Origin of the sequence: Cognatundibacterium jejuense (assembly GCF_014284255.1) — a bacterium.
Taxonomy (GTDB): domain Bacteria; phylum Pseudomonadota; class Gammaproteobacteria; order Burkholderiales; family Burkholderiaceae_D; genus Undibacterium; species Undibacterium jejuense.
The window spans coordinates 22,595-47,030 of sequence record NZ_JACOFV010000011.1; the positions used below are offsets into that span (position 1 = coordinate 22,595).

21 protein-coding genes and 1 riboswitch are annotated in these 24,436 nt (G+C 47.1%); of the genes, 14 read left to right on the forward strand and 7 right to left on the reverse strand.

Annotation, left to right across the window (positions count from 1 at the left end; genetic code table 11):
* The first annotated feature begins 90 nt into the window (after positions 1-90).
* From lapB to cysM, 5 genes are all read left to right on the forward strand, one after another.
* Entirely contained in the window at positions 91-1,266 is a 1,176-nt protein-coding gene (gene lapB, locus H8K32_RS12385) for a lipopolysaccharide assembly protein LapB (RefSeq protein WP_186912854.1), read from the forward strand.
* A 140-nt stretch (positions 1,267-1,406) separates the two neighbouring features.
* Positions 1,407-2,780 (forward strand): UDP-glucose dehydrogenase family protein, encoded by a 1,374-nt coding sequence (locus H8K32_RS12390; RefSeq protein WP_186912976.1) that lies wholly within the window; start codon positions 1,407-1,409, stop codon positions 2,778-2,780.
* 8 nt (positions 2,781-2,788) lie between these two features.
* The gene (rfaE1, locus tag H8K32_RS12395) at positions 2,789-3,748 is read left to right on the forward strand and encodes a D-glycero-beta-D-manno-heptose-7-phosphate kinase (RefSeq protein WP_343067999.1); all 960 of its coding nucleotides are present in this window, start codon (positions 2,789-2,791) and stop codon (positions 3,746-3,748) included.
* 135 nt (positions 3,749-3,883) lie between these two features.
* The gene (locus H8K32_RS12400) at positions 3,884-4,249 is read left to right on the forward strand and encodes a ComEA family DNA-binding protein (RefSeq protein WP_186912855.1); all 366 of its coding nucleotides are present in this window, start codon (positions 3,884-3,886) and stop codon (positions 4,247-4,249) included.
* 251 nt (positions 4,250-4,500) lie between these two features.
* Positions 4,501-5,403, forward strand: coding sequence for a cysteine synthase CysM (cysM, locus tag H8K32_RS12405; protein WP_186912856.1), 903 nt, complete (start codon positions 4,501-4,503; stop codon positions 5,401-5,403).
* Between the two features lie 171 nt (positions 5,404-5,574).
* Here cysM and H8K32_RS12410 read toward each other — a convergent pair whose 3' ends face one another.
* The 5 genes from H8K32_RS12410 to H8K32_RS12430 all read right to left on the reverse strand — a co-directional run bounded on the left by H8K32_RS12410 (position 5,575) and on the right by H8K32_RS12430 (position 11,265).
* Positions 5,575-5,874 carry a hypothetical protein gene (locus tag H8K32_RS12410; protein ID WP_110257001.1) on the reverse strand — a complete coding sequence of 100 codons (300 nt, stop codon included), beginning with the start codon at positions 5,872-5,874 and terminating at the stop codon, positions 5,575-5,577.
* A 359-nt stretch (positions 5,875-6,233) separates the two neighbouring features.
* Entirely contained in the window at positions 6,234-7,340 is a 1,107-nt protein-coding gene (gene mltB, locus H8K32_RS12415; RefSeq protein ID WP_186912857.1) for a lytic murein transglycosylase B, read from the reverse strand.
* A 7-nt stretch (positions 7,341-7,347) separates the two neighbouring features.
* The gene (locus H8K32_RS12420; RefSeq protein ID WP_186912858.1) at positions 7,348-9,357 is read right to left on the reverse strand and encodes a transglutaminase TgpA family protein; all 2,010 of its coding nucleotides are present in this window, start codon (positions 9,355-9,357) and stop codon (positions 7,348-7,350) included.
* On the reverse strand, positions 9,358-10,335 hold the full coding sequence (locus H8K32_RS12425) for a DUF58 domain-containing protein (protein ID WP_246447330.1): 978 nt from the start codon (positions 10,333-10,335) through the stop codon (positions 9,358-9,360).
* Positions 10,336-10,344: 9 nt separating this feature from the next.
* A complete protein-coding gene (locus H8K32_RS12430; protein WP_186912860.1) occupies positions 10,345-11,265 on the reverse strand; it encodes an AAA family ATPase in 921 nt (306 codons plus the stop codon).
* 140 nt (positions 11,266-11,405) lie between these two features.
* Here H8K32_RS12430 and H8K32_RS12435 point away from each other — a divergent pair, with 140 nt between their 5' ends.
* The 6 genes from H8K32_RS12435 (at position 11,406) to H8K32_RS12460 (ending at position 18,361) form a co-directional block, all read left to right on the forward strand.
* On the forward strand, positions 11,406-12,344 hold the full coding sequence (locus H8K32_RS12435) for a histone deacetylase family protein (protein ID WP_186912861.1): 939 nt from the start codon (positions 11,406-11,408) through the stop codon (positions 12,342-12,344).
* 69 nt (positions 12,345-12,413) lie between these two features.
* On the forward strand, positions 12,414-12,704 hold the full coding sequence (locus H8K32_RS12440) for a YciI family protein (protein ID WP_186912862.1): 291 nt from the start codon (positions 12,414-12,416) through the stop codon (positions 12,702-12,704).
* Positions 12,705-12,811: 107 nt separating this feature from the next.
* Entirely contained in the window at positions 12,812-13,312 is a 501-nt protein-coding gene (locus H8K32_RS12445; protein WP_186912863.1) for a nuclear transport factor 2 family protein, read from the forward strand.
* Between the two features lie 225 nt (positions 13,313-13,537).
* Positions 13,538-13,624, forward strand: a riboswitch (cyclic di-GMP riboswitch).
* Positions 13,625-13,688: 64 nt separating this feature from the next.
* A complete protein-coding gene (locus H8K32_RS12450; protein WP_186912864.1) occupies positions 13,689-16,355 on the forward strand; it encodes a S53 family peptidase in 2,667 nt (888 codons plus the stop codon).
* Between the two features lie 288 nt (positions 16,356-16,643).
* Positions 16,644-17,582, forward strand: coding sequence for a ribosome biogenesis GTPase YlqF (ylqF, locus tag H8K32_RS12455; protein ID WP_186912865.1), 939 nt, complete (start codon positions 16,644-16,646; stop codon positions 17,580-17,582).
* Positions 17,579-18,361, forward strand: coding sequence for an enoyl-CoA hydratase (locus H8K32_RS12460; protein ID WP_186912866.1), 783 nt, complete (start codon positions 17,579-17,581; stop codon positions 18,359-18,361). Before ylqF ends, H8K32_RS12460 begins: the two co-directional genes overlap by 4 nt.
* Positions 18,362-18,677: 316 nt before the next feature.
* On the opposite strand, the gene H8K32_RS12465 is transcribed toward H8K32_RS12460, so the two are convergent.
* Positions 18,678-19,343: a GntR family transcriptional regulator gene (locus tag H8K32_RS12465; protein WP_186912867.1), complete on the reverse strand. Its 666-nt coding sequence runs from the start codon at positions 19,341-19,343 to the stop codon at positions 18,678-18,680.
* A 218-nt stretch (positions 19,344-19,561) separates the two neighbouring features.
* On the opposite strand from H8K32_RS12465, the gene H8K32_RS12470 reads away from it, so the two are divergent.
* Positions 19,562-20,320 carry an AraC family transcriptional regulator gene (locus H8K32_RS12470; protein ID WP_186912868.1) on the forward strand — a complete coding sequence of 253 codons (759 nt, stop codon included), beginning with the start codon at positions 19,562-19,564 and terminating at the stop codon, positions 20,318-20,320.
* A 20-nt stretch (positions 20,321-20,340) separates the two neighbouring features.
* On the opposite strand, the gene H8K32_RS12475 is transcribed toward H8K32_RS12470, so the two are convergent.
* A complete protein-coding gene (locus tag H8K32_RS12475) occupies positions 20,341-21,309 on the reverse strand; it encodes a proline racemase family protein (protein WP_186912869.1) in 969 nt (322 codons plus the stop codon).
* Between the two features lie 291 nt (positions 21,310-21,600).
* Between H8K32_RS12475 and H8K32_RS12480 the strand changes: the two genes are divergently transcribed.
* Positions 21,601-23,469: a TonB family protein gene (locus tag H8K32_RS12480; protein ID WP_186912870.1), complete on the forward strand. Its 1,869-nt coding sequence runs from the start codon at positions 21,601-21,603 to the stop codon at positions 23,467-23,469.
* A gap of 58 nt (positions 23,470-23,527) precedes the next feature.
* Positions 23,528-24,433, forward strand: coding sequence for a TIGR01777 family oxidoreductase (locus H8K32_RS12485; RefSeq protein ID WP_186912871.1), 906 nt, complete (start codon positions 23,528-23,530; stop codon positions 24,431-24,433).
* Positions 24,434-24,436 lie beyond the last annotated feature (3 nt).

The following is a 24,436-nucleotide window of genomic DNA, read 5'->3' on the forward strand; positions in this document are numbered from 1 at the left end:
AGCGGCAGGGTTAGCGCATATTTTTGTGTTTCTAACCTGGTCTGAAATTGCCGGTAAATTGTTGGCTATGTTGAAAGAAAATAAGAAAAAATGGATTTTGAAATTTGGTGGTTGCTAGGCATCCCCTTGTTTTTTACCCTCGGCTGGATTGCTGCCCGTGTTGATATCCGTCAGTTGTTATCGGAGTCGCGCAGCCTGCCAAAAGGTTATTTTAAAGGGTTGAATTTTTTGTTGAACGAACAACCCGACAAAGCGATTGACGCTTTTATTGAGATTGTTCGTCTTGACCCGGAATCGGTTGAATTACATTTTGCGTTGGGTAATTTGTTCCGCCGTCGTGGTGAAACCGAACGTGCGATTCGGGTTCACCAAAATTTGCTGGCGCGTCCAGATTTACCCGTAGAACAAAAAACTCAGGCCAGATTTGAATTGGGACAGGATTATCTGAAAGCTGGCCTCCTTGACCGTGCTGAAGAAGCATTTACGGTGTTGTTGTCGAGTAATTTCGAGGCGCAAGCCCGACGCGCGTTGCTGGAAATATATCAACGTGAAAAAGAATGGTCACGTGCGATTGAGGCGGCGCACGCTTTGCAAGAAGCGGGGGCGGGTGGTCGTCAAAAAGAAATCGCTCAGTTTTACTGCGAAATCGCGCAAGATGAATTGGTTCACACTAACGCGGATGCCGCGATGGCAATGCTCGATAAAGCGCTGGCAACAGATAGAAACAATGTGCGAGCAACTATCCTTGCCGGCGACGTCCATCAAGCTAACGGCGATATTGAAAAAGCCGTACTCACTTGGCGTCGGGTTGAGCAGCAAAGTGTGCCGCATGTGGCGTTGGTCGCACAACGCCTGATGGATGGCTATCGCAAGCTCGAACGTCCGCAAGAAGGTCTGAATTTGTTGAAGAATTATCTGGCAGAAGCGCCTTCGATTGATTTATTGGAAGTCGTATTTAAAGCGACTTTAGAGCTCGATTCTGTTGCTGGAGCGAATCAATTGGTGCGCGATGAATTACGTCGTACACCAACGCTACTTGGGCTGGATAAATTACTGGATGCACGGATGTTAGATGCTCCACCAGAAGTTCGTCCTGAGTTGGCTATTGTGAAAAATCTGGTGCATGGGTATGCGCAAAAGCTGGCACGTTACCAATGTTCGCATTGCGGCTTTAAAGCGCGCCAGTTTTATTGGCATTGTCCTGGGTGCAGCCGGTGGGAAACCTACCCGCCACGCCGCACAGAAGAATTGAACGTGATGAATTAATAAGTATCAACGGTGGTTGAGCAGGTGAATTGATTTTTATCCTTCATGCGAAGGACGTAGCGATGAGTAAAACAGCTTGTATCAATCACCGCGATAGCATCGATACAGAACATCAGCATTTTTTAGATTGTGATCACAAAATGAAAATTACTATTATTGGTACTGGCTATGTCGGTTTGGTCACGGGCGCTTGCCTGGCCGAATTGGGTAATGACGTTTTCTGTTTAGACGTCGATAGCAAAAAAATTGAGATACTCAATAACGGTGGCATCCCCATTCATGAGCCGGGCCTCGAAGAAATCGTTGCACGCAATCGCGCTGCAGGACGTATTCGTTTTTCTACCGATGTCGAAGCCAGCGTTGCTCATGGTGACGTGCAATTTATTGCGGTAGGTACGCCTCCTGACGAAGATGGCTCTGCCGACCTGCAATACGTGTTGGCAGCAGCGCGTAATATCGGTAAATACATGAATGCTTTCAAGGTCGTGGTCGACAAATCTACGGTACCTGTAGGTACTGCAGACCGCGTTGCAGCTGCTCTGCAGTCAGAACTGACAGCACGCGGATCGGATGCCAATTTCTCAGTAGTATCTAATCCTGAATTCTTAAAAGAGGGTGCGGCGGTAGAGGATTTTATGCGTCCCGATCGTATCGTCATTGGTTGCGATAATTCTCCGCAAGGTGAAAAAGCACGCGGCATGATGAAAAAACTATACACGCCGTTTAACCGTAATCATGAACGCACGTATTGGATGGATGTACGTTCTGCGGAATTCACCAAATACGCAGCAAACGCAATGTTGGCGACCCGTATTTCTTTCATGAATGAATTAGCAAATCTGGCTGATCATGTTGGCGCTGATATCGAAGCCGTACGTCATGGGATTGGATCTGATCCACGCATTGGACACAGTTTCTTGTATGCTGGTTGCGGCTATGGCGGCTCTTGCTTCCCGAAAGATGTGCAGGCACTGGAACGTACTGCGCAAGACTACGGTTTAAATCTATTGATATTGCAAGCTGTGGAAGCAGTGAATGCGCGTCAGAAACAAGTCTTGGGCAATAAAATTTTGCAGCGTTTCGAGCAAAATCTAAAAGGCAGACACTTCGCCATCTGGGGTTTGGCATTTAAACCAAATACTGACGATATGCGTGCTGCCTCTTCTCGTGTTTTGTTGGGTGAATTACTGCGTAATGGCGCAACAGTTGCCGTCTACGATCCGGTATCGATGGAAGAAGCGAAGCGCGTGTTTGCATTAGATTTTGCCGATACGCCGGAGTTATTGTCTTCGATTCGTTTTGCGACAAGTCCTATGGACGCCCTGGATGGTGCCGATGCGCTGGCGATCGTGACTGAATGGAAAGCGTTCCGCAGCCCGGATTTCGATCAGGTGAAAGCACGTCTGAAGCAAGCAATTATTTTTGATGGCCGCAATTTATTCGAACCAGGTGTTATGACCGAAATCGGTATTGAATACCATGGGATAGGCCGTTCCGTACTGACGCGTAAATGAGGTGAGTAGTGAGTTCACAAGCGGAATATAAAGAACGCACTAGTACAGCCGATTTTCTGAAGAAACGTATTCTCATCGCTGGCGATGTGATGCTGGATCGGTATTGGTTTGGTGAAGTCAATCGTATTTCTCCTGAAGCGCCGGTGCCGATTGTGCGGGTGGAGCGTCGTGAAGAGCGTCTTGGTGGCGCAGCTAATGTCGCCTTAAATACGGTTGCCTTGGGTGTTGACGCTAGTCTGATGGGGGTGATTGGCGATGATGAGGCAGGTAATACTGTCAGCGACTTATTGGTAAAGTCTGGAATAGGCTCGTATCTGAGTCGCGACAAGCAGATATCGACCATTATCAAATTGCGCGTCATTGGACGTCAGCAACAGTTGATACGCATCGATTTTGAAGAACGTCCGACTGAACACGTATTGAACGACAAGCTCAATCGTTTTAATGCGTTGTTAGGCTCGCATGATGTCGTGATTTTTTCCGATTATGCGAAGGGCAGTCTGGTGAATGTCACGACCATGATTGAGGCCGCCCGAAATGCTGGCAAGCCCATCCTGGTTGACCCTAAGGGAAGTGACTTTGCACGTTATAGCGGTGCGACCTTGTTGACGCCAAACAAATCCGAACTCAGGCAAGTGATTGGTGAATGGTATAGCGAAGACGAGCTGACCGCAAAGGCGCAAAAAATGCGTCAGGATTTGCGATTGCAAGGCTTGTTGCTGACCCGTTCCGAAGAAGGGATGACGCTATACACCGAGAATGACGTTGTTCATGTCCCGGCAATGGCACGCGAAGTGTATGACGTATCCGGTGCAGGCGACACCGTGATTGCCACCATGGCGGTCATGATGGCAAATGGCATGTCTATGCAGGATGCAGTTGTCATTGCCAATCGGGCTGGTGGTATTGTCGTTGGTAAGCTGGGAACCGCGACAGTTTCCCGTGAAGAGCTATTTCCAGGTCAGTAAGAATCACGATAAAAATAGTGAAAAATAGTCAACCGTTGGGGTGGCTGATCGTTATTTACTTAAGGATTAACTCAGGTAAATTTGCAGCGAAGTTCTACCGGGTTTGAATCGATAACTATTTTTAGGAGTGATTTCATGTTTAAAAAATTATTGTTAGCTGCTGCCACGATGATCGTCACAATGGGGTTTGCGATTGCTGATGTGGATGTGAATAAAGCGGATCAGGCAGCCTTGGATGGCGTTAAAGGTATTGGTCCGGCAAAATCTAAAGCGATCATTGCGGAGCGCTCGAAAAACGGTAATTTTAAAGACTGGGCTGACTTTGAAACACGCGTCAGAGGGATCGGTGATAAAAACTCAGTGAAAATGTCGCAAGCTGGCTTGACTGTCAATGGTCAGCCAAAATCAGCTGCTAGCGCTACAGCCAGTAATGCGACATCTGTAAACACGACAACTTCGACGTCCGCGAAAGCCGCAACTAAAGATAGCAAAACCAAGTAATGTTAGTTAAACCGACAAAAAACCTCTGACGAATGCTCAGAGGTTTTTTTTATTTGCTTATTTGAATTATATATAAAGTAGATATCGGATCAGAATATCGGCTGAAATTCATATTTTCATGTTTTTTTGACGAAAATATACGATGTTGCAGCAAAAAGCCATAAAGTATGTGCGATATATGCATATGACAAATCTGCACGTATTTGCAGCTACGATTAGAATGAACGTTTGACTGACTAGAGACATTGAAAATGGCTTATCTGACGATAGAAGACACAATAGGAAATACGCCGCTGGTACAGTTGCAGCGCATACCCGGAGCTGACAACCTGCGTCGCAATAACATTATTCTTGGCAAGCTTGAGGGCAATAATCCGGCCGGTTCAGTAAAAGATCGTCCAGCCTTGTCTATGATTAAGCGTGCAGAAGAGCGCGGTCAGATTAAACCAGGCGATACACTGATTGAGGCAACTAGCGGCAATACTGGTATTGCCCTCGCAATGGCAGCTGCCATGCGCGGCTACAAGATGGTTTTATTGATGCCAGAAAATCTCAGTATTGAACGCCGCCAAAGCATGGCTGCCTATGGCGCACAGATTGTATTGACGCCAAAAACAGGTGGTATGGAATACGCGCGTGATCTGGCTGAGCAGATGCAAAAAGAAGGTAAAGGTGTGATTCTGGATCAGTTTGCAAACCCCGACAATCCTCTGGCGCACTTTGAAGGAACAGGTCCTGAAATCTGGCGCGATACGAACGGTAGGGTCACACACTTTGTTAGCGCAATGGGTACTACTGGCACGATCATGGGTGTTTCTGCGTACTTAAAACAACAGAATCAAGATATTCAGATTATCGGTGCGCAACCAGAGGATGGTTCACAAATTCCAGGCATCCGTAAATGGCCAGAAGCGTATTTGCCGAAGATATATGACAAGGCGAGGGTTGATCAGGTTGAATCTGTGACGCAATCCGATGCTGAACACATGGCACGTCGCCTCGCCGTAGAAGAAGGTATATTCTGTGGTATTTCTGCAGCAGGAGCGTGTCAAATCGCACTCAGAATAGCTGAAACTGTAGAAAACGCGACGATTGTGTTCATCGTTTGCGATCGTGGTGATCGCTATTTGTCGACCGGAGTGTTCCCTGCCTGATCCTGTTGAGCGGTTTTTCAAACAATCAAACTACCCGAATTACAGCGGGTAGATTGATTTAATTTGTAGTGTTGTATTTTTGATCTGCAAATAAAAAAATACCGAAATTACTCTCTGAGTAGCTTCGGTATTTTGTCTTTAAAGTACTGCATGGCAATACTTAAAGTATTTTTATGCAGCGTCTTTTGGTTTGAATTGCTTGTCGCTGATACGGAATTTCGCACGACGGTCGCCCATCAATTCGCGCAATTCTTTGATGCTGACGTCGCTAATTTCATGCATACGAATCAACAACGACGCGCCAACTGGCAGACGGCGATGTCTGATTTTACTAATTACTGGTGGCGCAACTTCCAATGCTCTGGAGAGTGCTGCGTCGTTTTTTAAATGCAATTGCTTGATCAGAGTATCCAAAAGATTGTTTGGATCGTAGTCTATTTCATCCGATTCAAGCTGGGTCAAATTTGCCATAATTACCTCGCTGTCTAGTCTATTGATGCTGGATTTAGTTGCTTCAATGAGAATTAATCATACGGTAATATTGTATCTTTAAAATAGAAATTGCTTATCATAAAAATAGCAAAACATTGTTAAATCTATTGACACATTGCTTGGTTTGCATGCCATTGTATCAACTAGATTTAGTTACTTTAGATTAATCCGTCTCGAAAAACAATTATATTTTTTGAAAAAAATGATGGATGCCATCGACATGTAATTTTGCATGGTTTTCGCTCCGTGCCATTGCAGTATTGGACATAATGTGCTTTAGATCAATTGGTTCAAGTGAAACATATTGTTAAAAGTCGTTTTCTTATCGCTATCACTTTTTAATTTTGCCGTGCGGCACTAATTACCCGACCAAGGTCAATGACCGACATCGCGTAAAAATAGCTACGGTTATATTGTGTGATAGCAAAAAAGTTATCAGTGCCCAGCCAATATTCGTCTGCGTCTTCACCATTTTGTAAATCGATCACACCGTACAAAATTCCGTCTGGCGCATCACTGCTTGGTGTTGTTAAAAATCCTTTTAGGTCATTGAGCGTATAAGTAGCGCGCAAACCTTTTGAAATGGCAGTTTTTAGTTGTGCCTGGTTTTCATCCGATGGGCTCAATGTAGCGGGAAAAACTGTAGGGAGATTGCGTTTCCAGCCATGTAAAGAAAGATAGTTTGCAACACTGCCGATCGCGTCAGCGGCTGATTCGTTTAAATTGATTTTTCCATCGCCATCAAAATCGACTGCGTACTGCCGGATGCTACCAGGCATAAACTGTGGTAAGCCTATTGCACCAGCGTAAGACCCCTTGAAGGCAAATGGATCAGCCCCGGATTCTTTCGCCAGTACCAATAAATTTTCCAATTCAGACCTGAAAAATTGCATACGGGTTTCGCGGGTTGGTGTTTCTGGATAATCAAATGCCAAGGTGGTCAATACGTCCATAGCACGGAAACTACCGGTATTTTTGCCGTAGATGGTTTCTACACCGATCAGACCAACGATGATTTCGGCCGGGATCCCGTATTGCTGCTCGGTGCGCGCCAATAGATCGGCGTTTTTATTCCAGAATGCGACACCAGCGTCAATCCTGTAGGGTTCAACAAAGCGCGCACGGTAGGCTTTCCAATTTTTGGGCTTTCCAGGTGGCGCTGGGCGCATCAGTTGTCGAGCGGTTTCGATATACCGCGTCTGCTCAAACATAGCATTGAGTTCATCCGCCTGAAAACCATGTTTTGCAACCATATCGGTAATGAATACGGATACTTCTTTCCATTGCGTAAAATGAACGTCTGCTTGCTGGTTTTTGGTCGCTGTTTGCTTTTTTTTACTTTTTTTTACGACGTTATCAGTCGCTGAACTGCTTGGGGAGTAGGTGCTCAACATTGCGACATAAACGCAGGACAGAGCAAGAAATTTAGAAGTTTTTTTGAACATAGACAATTTATTTGCAGGCGCCCAGTAAGGCTTTCAGGCGTTTAGTGACACTGCTTTCCGGTAACTCATGCTTACCGTATTTTGCAGCAATATAAAAATTTAAAAAATGTTCTGCTGGCAGAATTTTGTCTGCTGGTAAAGCAAGCCTGAGTCGCCATAAAAATGCTTGAGGACCTTCATTCATACCCCTTGGCTCGGTATGCTTTGCCATGATTTTGCAGAATGAAAAGTATACTCTATCGATCGCTGGGATTGTGGGTTTGTTAAGAACTAAGGGCAGGGCAACAATGCTGATCGCAATGCTTCCGACGATAAAAAATAGTAAGCTGATTTGCGCCCAGTCAACGTTTTTAAAGCCAAGCGAATCGAGTAAGTGCCTTTGCGAATTTTGGTTGTAATTTAAAACCCACTGATTCCAAGAGTTGTTCACTGCATCCCAGCGCATATGCAAGGCTTGCACCAAAGAATTTCCAGAAACTGCTTGGCCGACCAGACCTGCCAGACCACGTTGTGGAATGGCTCTGGCCAGATTGAGCATCACTCGCTCGGGCGCTACTGCGGCGGTCGGATCGACCCTGACCCAACCCTGCTTCTTTAGCCAAACTTCTGCCCACGCATGTGCATCCGACTGACGAATTTCAAAGTAGCCATCAATATCGTTTTTTGTTCCGCCCTGATAACCTGTCACTACTCTCGCCGGAATATTGGCGGCACGCATGAGAATGACAAACGAGCTGGCAAAATGCTCGCAGAACCCGGCACGGCTTTTGAAAAAAAAATCGTCGACGCTATTGGTGCCCAGTAGCGGTGGTTCCAGCGTATAGACAAATTCTTCTTTTCTGAAAAAATCCAATACGGCTTTGATTAACTGATTATCGTCGCTATAACGTTGCCGTAAATCTTGCGCAAAACTCAATGTGCGCGGGTTGTAACCAGCAGGTAAATCAAGAGTTGCAACTAATTCTTCGTCTTGCAGATCGGGTAAATATTTGTAATGTGTCGCAGAGCGTACTTGATAACGTAAGCGATTAAGAATAGGTTCCTGACTTCTCAGTTCCATATCTGCATTGAGGCTGGAGGTATTTTTATCAGCAAACAACGCCGCTTCAACTGGCAAGTCGAGTGCAAAGATCCAGCGTTGGCCTTGGGGTTCCAGGACGATTTCTTGCTGGATTAGGTTGCCTGAGAATTCAGAATAGCTTGATTTTTTTCCTAGCCTGGTTGCCTTCGTACTCCAGGTAAGTCCATTAAAGGCGGTCAAAATGATACCGCGCCAATACAAGACCGATTTGTTCAATATGGGTTGGTCGAATTTTGCGCGGAACACGATGTCTTCTGATTGCACCAGATTACTGATTCCTCCGGGCGCCATTGTTTCGGACAATCCGGTGCGAGCACTATGTGCGTCGCCTGGCAAGCCCCAAAGCGGGCCCTGTATGCGCGGGAAGAGCAGAAACGCACATAGCGTCAGAGGAATCGCCAGACCTACTAAGGTGCCGGCTAATTTGAATTTTTGACCTAACGAAGGTACCAGATTCGTATATTGAAAAGACAGTTGCGCTGTAATTAACAACGCAGTTCCGAGCAATGCGAGGGCTGCTGCACCTATGCTTTGCTGATAGAAAAAACTACTCAGCAACAAAAAGAAACTCAGGAAGATGACGACGAATAGGTCGCGCTTGGCATGCATCTCTAATAGTTTACAGGTCAGCAGTAGCACCAACATCGTCACGCCAGCCTCGCGGCCTAAAAATGTGTGGTGCGTCAAATACACACCGGCCATCATTAACCCCGCAATCGGCAGCAGTAGCCATGACGGGGGTAAACGTCTGCCATTGAAGGTTAACCACGCGCGCCAGCTTAATAATCCACCGCAGGCAAGATTTACCCACCATGTGACATGGCTTGCATGCGGAAGTAGTACGCACAAACAGGCGGTCAGCAAAAGTAGCGTATCTACTTTGTCGCGACTCAAAATACGCGAAGATAAACGGCCGGGTAAATTTAGGCGCATCATTTATAACTCATAAAGTGCCAAAGCACGCAGGCAGGCGTCACGATGTGCCGGACCTTGTGCAGCAGCAAAATTGCTGCTGCCTAGCTTGAATGCATAGAGCAATCCGTTGCGGTCCGCTTCCATCACCCAACTTGTCATACGTGAGAGTTTAAGTTCGGTATCCAAGATTCGTGGCAACGCTGCAAAATCGATAACGATGTCGCTACCAGTACCACCAGCAAATTGTTTGGTGACTAATTGACCGCCCAGCGCCGTATCAACTCTGGCGATTTGTTTCCATGCAAGATGTTTTAAAGGGTCACCCGACTGATATGCACGTACACCGGCAAAATCTTCATGACCTGAGTGACCATGTTCGGTATCTTTGCTTACGCCAGTCACTGGAAGCGGGGGAGCATTGAGTTCTGGTTGAGGGTAGACCAGCGCTTGTGAGTCTGGTAACCAAGTGCTCCATACTCTCAACATGCCTAACGGAAACCAGGTTTGCAGGCGGATTCTGGGGATGGATTGCCAGCCACGTTGTTTTGTCGGATAGCTAAGCTGCAATGAGACTTGACTTTGTCCGCCGATATCAACGGCAGTTTCCGGGTGTCCAGCCTCGGCAATACCGACCCAAATTGCATAACGCTGATGGGCGCGACGATTGATTAAAAATACCGTGTATTGCGTTTCCTCGCCAGCGAATACAGCTTGTGTTGGCCCCGCGTTTAGATGCAAATACGCGAGATTACGAAAACCAAAAAAAGTATTCACCATTGCAATGCTAGCCAACACAAAAGTCAATGCAAACCCGAGGCTCAGATTGTAATTGGTCGCCGTTACAAACATGAGCAGCAGCAAAAGGATAAACATCCATCCGGGTTTGCTGGGGAGTGTGAAGACGCGCCTTTGTTTCAGGAGTACTTCGCCACTTTCTGGTTTGTTCTCCAGAAAAATCATTTTTCGCAAACGCTGGCGCAGAGAGATGAGCATGACCATACCGTTTGCTTAAACTGGTACACGCTTCATTAATTCGGCCAGTAATTCGCTGCTGATATTGATTTTTCCAGTAACGGATTTGATTGGTCGCAAGCGATGCGCAATGACGGGGATGATGACTGCTTGTACGTCTTCTGGTATCACGTGATCACGACCTTCCATTGCGGCCCATGCGCGTGCTGCTTGCAAAAGTGCAATCGAAGCACGTGGGCTCATACCTTCCGCGAACAAATCACCCTGGCGGGTCGCGTGTGCCAATGCTTGTACATAATCGACCAGTGCTGCGGAGGTGTGGATTTTTTTCAGTTCTTGTTGCGCCTGAATGAGTTCGCTTGATTGCATCACTGCTGGCAAATGCGCCAATAAAGCGCGGCGATCTTCCCCCATAAGCAATGCGCGTTCGGCGGCAGCATCAGGATAACCGAGTGACAAACACATTAAAAAGCGGTCAAGCTGAGATTCTGGCAGGGCAAAGGTACCCACCTGATGCGCCGGATTTTGAGTCGCAATGACAAAAAAGGGGCTTGGCAGGGCACGGGTTTGTCCTTCGACAGATACTTGTCTTTCTTCCATCGCTTCCAGCAATGAAGATTGGGTCTTCGGCGTGGCGCGATTGATTTCATCTGCCAGCAAAACCTGTGTAAACACCGGACCAGGATGAAAAATAAACTGATTCTTCTCACGGTCGAAAATCGATATACCAACGACGTCCGCTGGCAACAAGTCGCTGGTGAATTGTAATCGGTTAAATTTTAAACCTAAAGAAATCGCCAATGCATGCGCGAGTGTAGTTTTACCGACACCAGGCAAATCTTCTATAAGCAAATGGCCGCCAGCAAGCAGACACACTAGAGCCTGCCGGATTTGCAGTTCTTTGCCGATAATCACGTTATTGACCTGTTTGGCGACTTGATGCACTTTGGAAAACATAGATTTCCTCGAATAAAAATTTAAATCACAGTGTAAACTGATTCTGCGGCATCTGTGGCAAACCATGCTGCTTGCAGCAAGCTATTTGCAAAACAAGGCAAATAGGCGGAAACTTGAATAAATAAATAAGAATTTGAGACATGACAACTGCTTATTACACCCACGCCGACTGCAAACGGCATGAAATGGGCTCCTGGCACCCAGAATCACCCGAACGTTTGCAGGCAATAGAAGATCAATTGATTGCCAGCCGCATCAATACGCTACTTGACTATCGCGAGGCGCCAGCGGCTCTGGAGTCGGATCTGGCGCGAGTGCACACGGCCGACGCTATATATCGGATACGCGAAAACTGCCCATCTGAACGTTCCGAATATGATCATTTTCCGTTGGATGCAGATACTTCTTTAAACGCCTATACCTGGCGCGCTTCTTTGCGTGCCGCAGGTGCTGCTGTTGCTGCCACTGATGCGGTAATCGATGCGGAAATTGAAAACGCATTTTGTGCCATACGACCGCCAGGACACCACGCAACCAGTAAAGAAGCCATGGGTTTTTGCATGTTCAATAATGTCGCGGTTGCCGCTAAACATGCATTGGAGGTACGTGGCTTACAACGGGTTGCGATTGTCGATTTTGATGTTCATCATGGCAACGGAACTGAAGAGATTTTTAATGGTGACCAGAGGGTATTGATGGTGAGCTTCTTTCAACATCCATATTACCCCTATTCTGGAACAGAGCATCCCGCTAGCAATATGGTCAATGTGCCGGTGCCTGCGCATAGTTACGGCAACGTCATACGTGAGTTGGTGTCAGAACGATGGTTGCCAGCACTTGAGGCATTTAAGCCTGAAATGATATTCATCTCGGCCGGATTTGATGCGCACAGAGAAGACGATATGGGGCAATTAGGTCTGGTTGAAGCCGATTATGCGTGGATCACCCAACAAATTATGCGCGTTGCAAAGACGCATTCACATGGTCGCATCGTCAGTTGCCTTGAAGGTGGTTACAATTTATCGGCCCTGGCGCGTAGCGTTACCGCTCATGTGAAAATTCTCGCTGACCTTGAGTGAGATTACAGAAATAGATTATTGGATAGTTTAACAACGATTAACAACGATTTTTTAATTCAATTTAAGGTCATGTTTATTATTGATTTAGATTACATAAAAGCTTTAACCGAAGTCGAAAAATTTATTCCCGAACATCGGCAATTTCTTGAAAAATACTACGCAAGTGCTAAGTTTGTGATGTCGGGACGTAAGGAGCCGCGCACTGGCGGTATCATTATTGCGAACTGTGCTTCAAGGGATGAAGTTGAGGCATTGATACAAGAAGATCCGTTTCACCGCGAAGCAATCGCACGCTATACGATTACCGAATTTATTCCTACGATGACTGCCGATTTTCTGGAAAATTTGAAAGTGGCATAACCCTTAGCCAAGCATTATCAAGTCCCGATTTCTGTCAACTTACATTGGCTAATTTTTTTTGAGAAAACTCAAGTGCAATCAGCTACATGAAGGTACAAGGCTATTTTATGAAAAAACTTTTAGGTTTCATTTCTCTGTTGTCTTTTCTCGTTTGCCTCCCGGTGGTCGCCGAGGAAAGTCAGGTCCAGACGATACAAAAACTCAATCAATTCATCGACGAATGGCACGATGATGCAGCGCATTCGCGCATGGCCTATTTCGATAAAATAGCAAAAGACGGCGTATATATTGGTACCGACAAAACAGAGCGCTGGACGCGTGAGGACTTTAAGGTCTGGGCGAAACCGGCTTTTGCCCGACCCAGCGCCTGGGCATTTAAAGTGCTGGATCGTCACGTGGCAATGACGATCGATCAAAGCGTCATCTGGTTTGATGAGCAATTACAAACGCAAATGGGCATTTGCCAGGCTTCTGGCGTGGTGCGAAATACGTCTGAAGGTTTTCAAATTGAACATTATCAACTGTCTTTAACAGTGCCCAATGACTTGATTGATTACCTGTCTGAAGGCGTTAAGAAAAACGAGCAGAAGCAAAAAAACAGTCCATAAAAAAAGGGCATATAAGGCAGTGAGTTTGTGTACTTTGCAAGAGCATCTGTGTTCAATTTCGGAAATAATGTGAAGACGATATGTGAAAATAGAAAATGTTAGTAAATAGTTGATTTATAAAGACAATTTTTTGTCAGAACACTATTTTTATCTGTGATAATTAACATTTGTTTGCTTTGATTTTTCGAGTTTTCTTCTTAAACTTTGTGTGTTGTATTTTGAAGTAAAATTTTTGGGCAAACCCGATGAAAGTCGGGGACGCAAAGCTTCCGGCCTACGGCGTTAGATCGCTAAGGTAGCGGGGTTGCCGGTGGGCGAATTCATTTTTCTGTCACCGTGCGTGCGCAGCCTTTTTCCATCCTGGAGAGCTGACACCATGAGTATCAAACAAAACGTATTGTTTTCTTCTGTTCCTGTTACCCTTTCTGCTCCACTCGCTCGTACCTTGGTATCTGCAGGGCTTTTGGCTTTGTTGAGTGCTTGTGGTAGCGGCACCAGTTCTACCAGTGCCAACTCCAATTCATCCGTTGCACAAATCTCTACCGCGACGACGACTTTAGATTTGCCAGTTATCGGCTCCGCTGCTACACCACCTGATCAAATAGCGACACCAACATTTCACATCGCACCAGTACTGTTAAATGAACCTTCAGACGTTGATGCGTTGGATGCTAATAGCTCTGCCCAAATAGCAGCAAATAAGCAATTTGTTCCAACTGAACTACAAGGCTTGTCGTCCCGCCGCTTGACGGTTGACATATTGAATGCAACTCGTGGGGGGCAAAACTTCAGCGCAAGCAACATCTCTGCTGACCAGTCTATTCAACCAAAGGTGAATAATGCGGTGGTCGTTACTTATACCCCTGCACAGATTCGTGCTGCTTACGGTTTGCCAGCTTTGCCCGCGAATACGACTGGTTTAAGTGCTGCGCAAGCGGCGCAGTTAGGCGCTGGTCAAACAATTTATCTGGTCGATGCACAACATGATCCTTACGTTGTTCAAGAGCTGGCAGCGTTCAATCAAAAATTTGGCTTGCCAACTTGTACTACACAAACAATAGCGACGAACGCGAGTTTGCCGCTGGCGCCAGCTTCAGTTACCGCGGGTTGTGTATTGTCTGTCGTTTATAACACTTCAAATGGAACGATGACGAGTACTGCTCCGGCATACGATTCAGGCTGGGCAACGGAAATTACATTAGATGTGCAATGGGCGCATGCGACTGCACCTTTGGCGCGAATTGTGTTGATCGAAGCACCAGATGCGTCCCTCAATAGCTTGATTGGCGGCGTCAAACTCGCTAATGCGATGGGGCCAGGCGTGGTATCGATGAGCTTTGGTGCTTCTGAGGGAAATTGGACTTCATCTGTTGATTCCGCTTTTACTGGCGCCAAAATGACATACGTCGCTGCGACTGGTGATTCTGGCGCAGCTGTCGATTGGCCGGCTGTATCGCCGAATGTGCTGGCAGTCAGTGGTACATCGCTCGCTTATTCAGGTAGCGGTTCTCGCTCTGAAACGGTATGGTCCGGCACGGGTGGCGGTATCAGTGCTTATACTTCCACGCCATCGTATCAAGCCAGTGGTGTACCAGGCGTTGGTAGCCTCCCACGCCGCAGCGTTGCAGACGTGGCTTTCAATGCAGATCCCTCTACTGGTCAATATCTGGCAGTGATCAATCAGGGTAGCAGTACTGTCAGCTGGTTGAGTGCTGGTGGTACAAGCCTGGCAACACCACAGTGGGCAGGCGTAATTACTGTTGCGAATGCGATTCGTGCGCAAAACGCAAAAGCTGCTTTGGGTCTGACGCAGCCAGTATTGTATGGACAGATTGCTGGCGTACCAGGTTCTTACGCGAGTACGTTTTACGATGTAACTTCCGGTTCCGATGGTAGCTGCTCGACTTGTAATGCAAAAGTTGGTTACGACGAAACGACTGGCTTGGGTACGCCCAATGTCACCAGTTTGCTGACCTATCTGGCAGGTAATAGCGCTGCAAGTGCACCAGTAGTGACAGGCGCAAGCATTAGTGGTCAGGTCGGTACAGCACTCTCATTCACGGTATCAGCTTCATCGCCAAATCCTTTGACCTTTAGCTTAAGCGGTGCGCCATCTGGCATGACGATCAATGCTGCTGGCGTAGTGACTTGGGCAACGCCAGTTGCTGGTACTTATTCTGTGACTGTTACGGCGGTAGACAGCAAGGCCAAGTTGTCTGGCAGTGGTGTGTACACAGTAAAAATTTCACCCCCAGTTGCTCCAGTGGTGACGGGTGGCGCGATCAGCGGCAAAGTCGGTACTGCATTTTCTTTCAACGTCAGCGTGACAGATGTGAATCCAACGACCTTGGCACTCAGCGGCGCACCGTCTGGTATGACCGTGAACAGCGCAGGTGTCGTAAGCTGGGCGACGCCAGTTTTGGGTACGTACTCGGTGACCGTGACTGCAACGGATAGCAAAAATGGTTTAACTGGCAAGGGCGTGTATGTTGTTACGATTGCAGCGCAACCTGCTCCAACGGTTCCAGGTGGCAGCATCTCCGGCAAGGCTGGTACTGCATTGTCATTCAGCGTGACTGTTGCCAATAGCAATCCACTGACATACAGCTTGAGTGGCGCACCATCCGGAATGACAATCAGCACCGCAGGCGTGGTCAACTGGGCAAATCCAGTCGTTGGTAGCTATAACGTCACAGTGACAGTGAAAGATACTAAGACTGGTTTAAGTGGTCAGGGCGTGTACGCTGTTGTAATCAGCGCTGCAACGCCAGTCGGTCCAATTATTACTGCCGCTCCAATGACAGGTGTTGCTGGTAAGCCGATGTCGGGAACGATTAGCTTTGCCGATGCTGGCGCGACTGGTTTGTCGGTCTCGATCTCTGGCGTGCCACTGGGCATGAGCTTCTCTATGGGTAGCGGTATGTCATTGGTTGCTAGCTGGCCAAATCCCGTCACCGGTAGCTATACCCTGAAAGTGACAGTAACTGATAATCTGGGACGGTCCGCTACAGCATCTGTTCCGGTCACGATAAATGCGCACTGATCGCTGACAGAAGTAGACGAAGTTCATATACTGGATGTGGCGCTGAAGATTTCAGCGCCACATTTTTTATTTGCAGCGAGTCAACCACCCCTCAAAGTTGATATATGTATGAATTTATACTCCCTATGAGTATTTTTAAACATCGTTTATACACCTTGGGAATAATAAGAAAATTGCCTATACCCCCTAATATTGGCTAATTTTGAAGATCAGAGATGAAACTTTTGGGTCAAGCACGACAGACTTCCGTACAATATCGCTTTGATTTAGCAAAAAAGAAGAATAAGCATGTCCATACAATGGTTCCCCGGCCACATGAACGCCGCCCGCAAGAAAGCGGCGGAAACCATGGAAAACACCGATTTGGTGATTGAAGTGCTGGATGCACGCATCCCGCAAGCAAGTTGCAATCCCATGGTGGAGCAACTGCGCGTATTCCGTCAGCGTCCGTGTCTGAAAATTTTAAACAAGGCCGATCTCGCCGATCCTAACGCCACCAAGCAATGGCTGGATTTTTATAACGCCCAAAAAGATGTTTTTGCATTAGCGATGAGTTGCAAAAAGCCAGCAGATGTGGCCAAAGTACCTGGCTTTGCACAAAAACTGGCACCGCATCGTGCTGTGCCAACCAAGCCTCTACGCATGATGATCATGGGGATTCCCAACGTCGGTAAATCAACGTTGATGAATGCCTTGCTCAAAAAGCGCGTTGCCAACGTTGGTGACGAACCAGCGGTGACCAAGACCCAGCAACGATTGTATCTTGGCAAAAATATGATTTTGACCGACACGCCTGGAATGTTGTGGCCTAAGATTGAGCATCCTACCGATGGTCTGATGCTGGCAGCCAGTCATGCGATTGGTATCAACGCCTTGATTGAAGAAGAAATTGCGACTTTCCTCGCAGAGCAATTACTGCTGCATTATCCAAAGTCACTGGTGACACGGTACGGCTTTAATCTCGACGGTATGGATGCCGTTGCGGTCGTTGAAGGTGTTGCCATGAAGCGCGGCTACAAACTCAAGGGTGGTGATTGGGATTTTGAAAAAGCGTCTCATACCTTATTGCTCGATTATCGAAGTGGCGCTTTAGGACGCATCAGTCTGGAAACACCAGCCAGTCGCGAACATTTGCTGGCAACCTATGTGCCACCTGTATTGTTGGGTCAAGGTAAGAGCGTACAAACCGGCATGGAGCCAGAAATCGAGGACGAGGATCAGGAATGATTCACAACGCTAGCTCCGCCTTGCTGCTACGTCAGGATGAGGCTGGCGTCACAACCTTGACGCTCAACCATGGCGAGCGTTTTAATGTGTTATCCGAAGAAATGCTGACGGAATTGCTGTCAGCATTGAAGACGATCGCACAAGATACACAAGTGCGTGTTGTTGTATTGGCGGCAGCCGGAAAAGCTTTCTGCGCAGGGCACGATCTGAAGCAAATGCAAGCCAATCCTTCGCAAGCCTATTATCAATCCTTATTCCAGCAATGCAGCAAGCTGATGCTGGCGATACAACACTTGCCGCAACCGGTCATTGCACGCGTGCACGGAATCGCGACAGCGGCGGGTTGCCAACTGGTGGCGATGTGCGATCTTGCGGTGGCGGCGGATAGTGCGCGTTTTGCGGTTTCTGGCATCAATGTCGGTTTATTTTGCTCAACGCCCGCCGTGGCTTTGTCGCGTAATATCTCGCGTAAGCAAGCGATGGAAATGTTATTGACCGGTGATTTTATGGACGCGCAAACGGCATTGCAGCGCGGCCTCGTTAATCGCGTTGTTCCGGCTGATATGTTGGATGCTTGTATTACAGAATTGGTGGACAGCATTATCAGCAAACCCATGTCTGCCATCAGCATGGGTAAGCAACTATTCTATAAACAGCTGGAAATGGGTGTCGAAGCGGCATACCAATTGGCGGGGCAAACCATGGCCTGTAATATGATGGAAACTAGCGCACAAGAAGGCGTGCTTGCGTTTATTGAAAAGCGTTCGCCAAAAAAATAGCTTGATCTTTACGTTGCTGTTTTCTATCGCAAACTCCCGAGTATCCAGCAATGAATCGCTATCTCATGTTGGTGATAAAAAATCATCGCTTGCGTGGCTTTCAGCGGTTTGTCGCCTCATCTTTTTTATCAACTCAGTCTCAGTGTTGCCATGATCTCGATCTTGATGACGTGTTCTTTTTGGGCGCATTTGCTTGCCCGAGATCAGATGATATAATTTAAACGTTGGCTAATGCAGCAAGCGTTACCTAATGTTCGTCGCTTGCCGCATTCATCCGTCATCGGACGTGACTGATACGGTTTTATTGATTTTAAGACTAAACAACGGTGGTTTTTGCGAAGGATTCCAGATAATCCATTAAGCCATCGATTGCCTTGGTAGCGAGTTCTTTTTTGCCTTTGGCAATTGCCTTTGCTACGAGTAAATGGCATCGTGCACATTCTTCTAAATCGCCCTCATGCTGATAGGCGTACCAGAAACGCCGGCTCTTGATGATCAGTGGAATCACTGCTGCCACCGCTGATGGATTGTTGCAGGCATCTTGGACGATATGGTCAAAAGCCTGATCCGCCTCCATGTACTCAGTCAAGGTTCGACGTTTGGCGGAAATCAGCATCTGCTCGGCACAAACGACCAACTCTTTACCTTGTTGTGTCGACGCTCTTTCAGCGGCATTTTGCGCAATTAAGCGTTCCAGCACCCGCCGTGTTTCTAAGAGGGACAAATGCGCGGATGCCTCAATATCGCTAACCACCAGGCCACGCCGTGGCATTTGTCGTATTAAGCCATTGGAGGACATACGCATCAGTGCTTCGCGCAATGGGGTACGACCTAGTCCGGTTTTTTGTATGAGTTCAGCCTCAATAATGGGGGCGCCAGGAGTGAGTTCCATCGTCACGATCAAGCTTTCCAGCTTGTCATAGGCGATATCGGCAGCACGTTTTTTTTCGGCAGGGGCAGGATTTTCTGGATTGATACGCATAGATGTAGATTAACTCAATATAAATATATCTTAACTTGATCATATCAACATATTTTCAAATTTTACTCAGTAAAAATGGTTAATTGCAAAATTTTAAATTGTTTAATTGACGTGAAAGTTTGATCTCATACGGTAACTTGGGTTCGACACCAAACCGCGAGTAAAATTGCATAGGATTGATATATTTTTTTGTCGCTGTATGCGGAGGTTGTAGGTTGATGGAAAAAAACATTTGTTCTTCAGGGAAACAACGCCAGGACTTGGCTGCGCTGGTGAGCGATGCCTTTTTTTCTGAAATTTTATTTGACGCAATGAGCGATATTGTATTTTTTGTGAAAGATCTCGGCGGGCATTATGTGGTCGTCAATCAAACACTGGTGCGCCGTTGTGGTCTGAGAGAAAAATCGGCCTTGTTGGGACGCAAAGCCAGCGATGTTTTCCCAAGCAGATTAGCAGCGAACTACGCAGCACAAGATGCAATGGTGTTGAGCGGTGTAAAAGAATTGCGTGATCAGCTCGAATTGCATTTATATCCTAATCGTTCACCGGGTTGGTGCCTGACTCAGAAAATACCTTTACGTGACCGACAACACAAAATCATAGGCATGACCGGTATCTCACGCGATCTGGCCAGTCCTGATCAGCGGCATCCTGTGTATGAAAAAATCGCGGCAGCAGTAGCCCATATACACCAACACTACGCGCAACCGATCAAAATGGCAGATTTGGTGAAATTAACAGGTTTATCCGTTGCGCAGTTAGAAAGAAATTTCCATAAAATTTTTTCACTGACGCCACGTCAGATGATGGTCAAAATCCGGCTTGATGCCGCATCAGCCATGTTGGGGCAGGCTGAATTGAGTATTACCGATATTGCGCTGGCCTGCGGATATCAGGACCACAGCGCATTTTCGCGCGTTTTCAAAGCGACAGTCGGTATGACACCAAGCGAATATCGTGACGTAATAATTACTTAGACCTAGCAATGTAGAAAAGCTTATCGTATGCCCCACACAAACGGATCTCGCTCGTTCAACAGTAAGCTTGCTTCGGCATTCACAAACGCCGTGCCGCGCAGGATAGGCAAAATTTTTGGTGTTGCAGAATTTGCCTGATCAACGCCGGATGCAATGTGAAGTTGATATGAAGCTTCAAATACGCTACCCAGTATGCTTTCTTGTCGCCATACCTGACTCGGTGCCAGTTTGTCGTCCGCAGCAAGACACGCCAGCTTGGCGCTAGTGCCAGTACCGCATGGTGATCTGTCGTAAGCTTTACCCGGGCATAGCACAAAGTTTTTACTGTGATTCGCGGCGTCACTTGCCGCTGCAAATAATTCAATGTGGTCGATCAGTGCGCCATCTTCGCCAGTAATTTTATTGGCTTCCAATGCTAACCGTACGCGCCAGCAGTAATCGGTCAAGCTGTCTACTTCGGCAAGATGCAAGTCCTGACCGTGTTCGCTGATCAGGAAGAACCAGTTGCCGCCCCATGCTATATCACCTTTGACCATCCCTATTCCTGGTACTTCAACGCTGACCGCCTGCTTAAAACGATAGGCTGGCACGTTACGTACCGTCACTGAGTGATCTGCATGTAGCTCCGCTTCGACAATGCCAACTGGTGTTTCTATACGGTGCGTGCCGACATTGATTTTTTCCTGATAAGCCAAAGTAACGATAAAGCCTATCATGCCGTGACCACACATGCCGAGATAGCCGACGTTATTGAAAAAAATCACTCCTGCAACGCAATCCGGTTCTGATGGAGCGCAGGCCAGTGCACCAACTAAAACGTCAGAACCACGCGGTTCACACACAGTCGCAGTGCGAAAATGATCAAATTGTTCTTTGAAAATATGCAATTGTTGCGTGACTGAGCCAGACCCTAGATCTGGGCCGCCACCGACAATCACACGGGTAGGTTCACCACCGGTATGCGAATCAATTATCATTATTTTTTTCATAGAAGCTCCGGAAATAGTTCAATATCGCTAGCATACGTTGCCTGACGAAGACCTGTCTTGTTCTGAAATGGATATGCAGTTGTGGAAATCGGCACAGCACGATGTGACGACTCAATCTGAGCAGGTAATTGATTATCAGATGGATGGCAAAAATGCAGCCATTAACTGATATGGATGCTAAAGTAGCGGTCGAATTTAGAAAATCATTAGCAATCTTCTAAATATTCCCGCTGCACACAGATACAGGGCTGATTAAAAAATGCCCCAATTTGATTGAACATTAAAATTTGCATGAATCTATTTCCAGCAAAAAACGAACATCACATGCCCATAGAGGTGAAGCGTCGCCTGACAGCCGCTATTGTTTTTTCTGTGCTGCTGCATGCTTTTATTTTGTCTTTGCAATTTGGTGTGCCTGGGATAGGATTACCAGGCGCAGGTTCAGCGAAGTTAGAACATAGTGCCGCGACGCTACTGGCACCGGCAATGACGGTGCAGATTGAAAATGCCTTACCCACACCTTTATCCCCAATAAAACCACTTGTTGTTCCTGTACCAGTCCCGCCAATAGCGAAGCCAGAACTAACAATTGCACCGCACGGATTTCAACTCATTGCGCCGCCAGCGTTGCATCCTCAAGCTGCAACTATACTCAAAAGAGAAATTAAAAAAGAAGTAAATAAAGAAAAGAATAAGTTGCTGACAGCGCCTAAACGAAAATCTGCCAGCATCGCAAAATCAGAGCGCCCGCACAAAGTCATTGTTACCGAAATGCCGGATTTAATCACGCAAGATATTTTGCGAGACGATAGTTTTGTCGTTGCCGTGCGTGATCCTGATGAAGTGAAAAAAGAGGATGCGGTTCAAGAATTGGTTTCTAAAGTTCCAGAGCCTGTAGTTGCCGCGCCCCTGGAGGCAAAGGCAGAAATGCTAACCGAGCCAGAACCAACAATTGTTCCACCGACGGCAAATACAGATGCCGCAGTCGCTAGCGTTGCTCGTTTTGAAGTTGATCATAGCAAACAGCAACAGAGGGAAGCTGAAATTCTGCAACGTACTCAGGATTTGTTAGCCACAAAAGCGCAGGACAACGCAGCAAAAGACAAAATTCTGCAGCAACTGGATGAAGACAATCGTCGTCAAGCAGAACAAATTCAACAAGCGGCTGCTTTGAAAAAGCAATTGGAAGTCGAACAGCAAGCGCAGGAGCAAAACTTAAAGACGCAACAGGAGCTTGCGACCGCCGCAACGCTTGCTTTGACCCAACAACAGCGTACCGAAACCACACGACAGTTTGACGAAGCGCTTAAACAACAATTGCAAGCAGAACTAGCTCAAAAAGAATTGCAACGCAAAGAACGCTTACGTGAAGTGACAAAAGTGCGGCAGCAAAAAGAAGAGCTTGAAGAAAAGGCATTGCAAGAAGCCGAAATTCAGCGTCAGCTGCAAGCCCGTCAATTGGCGCAACAACAAGCCGCCCAGGCTGTTCTTGCGGCGCAGGCAGCAACCCAAGCAACCCAAGCAGCACAAGCAGCACAAATCGCGAACCAAAATACCAAAGGTCAAAGCGAAATGTCAGGAAAAGACAGTCGGACATCGGCGCGTGCAAGCGGTGATGACATGTTTGGCAGTGGTAGCGTACATGCTGGCGCTGAGACTGCGACAGGGAATAAGTCAGGCGCTTTTGTGTTACCTAAGAGTTTGCTCAGCAGCGATCTGGCAAATCGTTCACGCGAATCGGCGCAAGGGCTAGGTTTGTTGCAAGGCAAGCCGCCATTGCCTTTACTGGATGAAAAAGCCAGACGACATACAATACTCAACAACATAGAAAAAGACGTGCAATTGCGTATGTATGCAGATAGCTGGAAACAAAAAATAGAACGCAATGGTAATTTGAATTACTCACAAAGTTCCAGCAATAAGTCACGTGGTGATCCGCTAGTCAGCGTTTCTATACGTCGCGATGGCAGCGTGGAGGAAATTACGATACTTCGTTCCAGCGGAAGGGAAGATATTGATCAGGCGGTGCGCAATATCGTGCGTATCAATGCGAGATATGCTGCTTTTCCGCCAAGTATTGCCGCGCAGTATGATGTTTTGGAGATCCGACGCATTTGGAGTTTTGATGATAATCTGCGGATTATCGAAGAAATTCGTTAAGACGAGTGGCTATCCTGTTACGACAAGTTTGCTATAAAGCAATTAAATAGAGGGGATCATGCGTATCTTAATCACCGGTGGAACGGGACTGATCGGGCGTCGTTTATGTGCTGCGCTTCTGGTTCAAGGTCACCAGCTTACTGTCTTGAGTCGTCGCAGCCAACAAGTGTCAGTCTTGTGCGGCGCTGGTGTGACTGCGATGTCCAGCCTAGACGAATACCATCGTGATACGTCATTTGATGCGGTCATCAATCTTGCCGGAGAACCCATCGTTGACGCTCGTTGGAGTGAGCGTCGCAAACAAATTTTACGCCAGAGCCGTATTGATTTAACGGAAAGCTTAATCCAAAAAATGCGTGAAGCGTCCCATCGCCCACAAATTTTTTTAAGTGGTTCCGCGATTGGTTATTACGGCGATGGAGGCGATGTCATTTTGAGCGAACAAGCGCAAGCGGGCGGTGACTTTGGCGCTCAGCTATGCGTTGATTGGGAAGCCGCTGCGATGGCCGCCGCCGCATTGGGAATACGTACCTGCATTTTGCGTACAGGACTCGTGCTTGATGCCGCTGGCGGTATGCTTCAGAAAATGCACTTACCGTTTAGTCTCTGTCTGGGGGCCAGAATCGGTAACGGCTATCAATGGATGAGCTGGATTCATATTGATGACTATGTTGCCATACTGCAGTTCTTGTTGCAGCACCACAATGCCGCTGGATGCTTCAATATGGTGGCACCAGAACCCGTGACGAATCGTAAATTTACCCGATTGCTGGCTTTGGCTTTGCATCGACCGGTATTTTTTGTCACACCGGCATTTTTGTTAAAATTGGCGTTGGGCGAGATGTCCGAGTTACTGATCGGAGGACAGCGCGTTATCCCCGCTAAGATCAGCGCATTGGGTTACCAGTTTAAACATCCGTCATTGCTACCAGCATTGACGGATTTATTGAAACGTTCAGTATAAATA

Excerpts from the sequence above, each read along its gene's own strand:
- lapB (WP_186912854.1), top strand. The coding sequence starts at position 91 with ATGGATTTTGAAATTTGGTGGTTGCTAGGCATCCCCTTGTTTTTTACC.
- H8K32_RS12390 (WP_186912976.1), top strand. The coding sequence starts at position 1,407 with ATGAAAATTACTATTATTGGTACTGGCTATGTCGGTTTGGTCACGGGC.
- H8K32_RS12400 (WP_186912855.1), top strand. The coding sequence starts at position 3,884 with ATGTTTAAAAAATTATTGTTAGCTGCTGCCACGATGATCGTCACAATG.
- cysM (WP_186912856.1), top strand. The coding sequence starts at position 4,501 with ATGGCTTATCTGACGATAGAAGACACAATAGGAAATACGCCGCTGGTA.
- H8K32_RS12410 (WP_110257001.1), bottom strand. The coding sequence starts at position 5,874 with ATGGCAAATTTGACCCAGCTTGAATCGGATGAAATAGACTACGATCCA.
- mltB (WP_186912857.1), bottom strand. The coding sequence starts at position 7,340 with ATGTTCAAAAAAACTTCTAAATTTCTTGCTCTGTCCTGCGTTTATGTC.
- H8K32_RS12420 (WP_186912858.1), bottom strand. The coding sequence starts at position 9,357 with ATGATGCGCCTAAATTTACCCGGCCGTTTATCTTCGCGTATTTTGAGT.
- H8K32_RS12425 (WP_246447330.1), bottom strand. The coding sequence starts at position 10,335 with ATGGTCATGCTCATCTCTCTGCGCCAGCGTTTGCGAAAAATGATTTTT.
- H8K32_RS12430 (WP_186912860.1), bottom strand. The coding sequence starts at position 11,265 with ATGTTTTCCAAAGTGCATCAAGTCGCCAAACAGGTCAATAACGTGATT.
- H8K32_RS12435 (WP_186912861.1), top strand. The coding sequence starts at position 11,406 with ATGACAACTGCTTATTACACCCACGCCGACTGCAAACGGCATGAAATG.
- H8K32_RS12440 (WP_186912862.1), top strand. The coding sequence starts at position 12,414 with ATGTTTATTATTGATTTAGATTACATAAAAGCTTTAACCGAAGTCGAA.
- H8K32_RS12445 (WP_186912863.1), top strand. The coding sequence starts at position 12,812 with ATGAAAAAACTTTTAGGTTTCATTTCTCTGTTGTCTTTTCTCGTTTGC.
- H8K32_RS12450 (WP_186912864.1), top strand. The coding sequence starts at position 13,689 with ATGAGTATCAAACAAAACGTATTGTTTTCTTCTGTTCCTGTTACCCTT.
- ylqF (WP_186912865.1), top strand. The coding sequence starts at position 16,644 with ATGTCCATACAATGGTTCCCCGGCCACATGAACGCCGCCCGCAAGAAA.
- H8K32_RS12460 (WP_186912866.1), top strand. The coding sequence starts at position 17,579 with ATGATTCACAACGCTAGCTCCGCCTTGCTGCTACGTCAGGATGAGGCT.
- H8K32_RS12465 (WP_186912867.1), bottom strand. The coding sequence starts at position 19,343 with ATGCGTATCAATCCAGAAAATCCTGCCCCTGCCGAAAAAAAACGTGCT.
- H8K32_RS12470 (WP_186912868.1), top strand. The coding sequence starts at position 19,562 with ATGGAAAAAAACATTTGTTCTTCAGGGAAACAACGCCAGGACTTGGCT.
- H8K32_RS12475 (WP_186912869.1), bottom strand. The coding sequence starts at position 21,309 with ATGAAAAAAATAATGATAATTGATTCGCATACCGGTGGTGAACCTACC.
- H8K32_RS12480 (WP_186912870.1), top strand. The coding sequence starts at position 21,601 with ATGAATCTATTTCCAGCAAAAAACGAACATCACATGCCCATAGAGGTG.
- H8K32_RS12485 (WP_186912871.1), top strand. The coding sequence starts at position 23,528 with ATGCGTATCTTAATCACCGGTGGAACGGGACTGATCGGGCGTCGTTTA.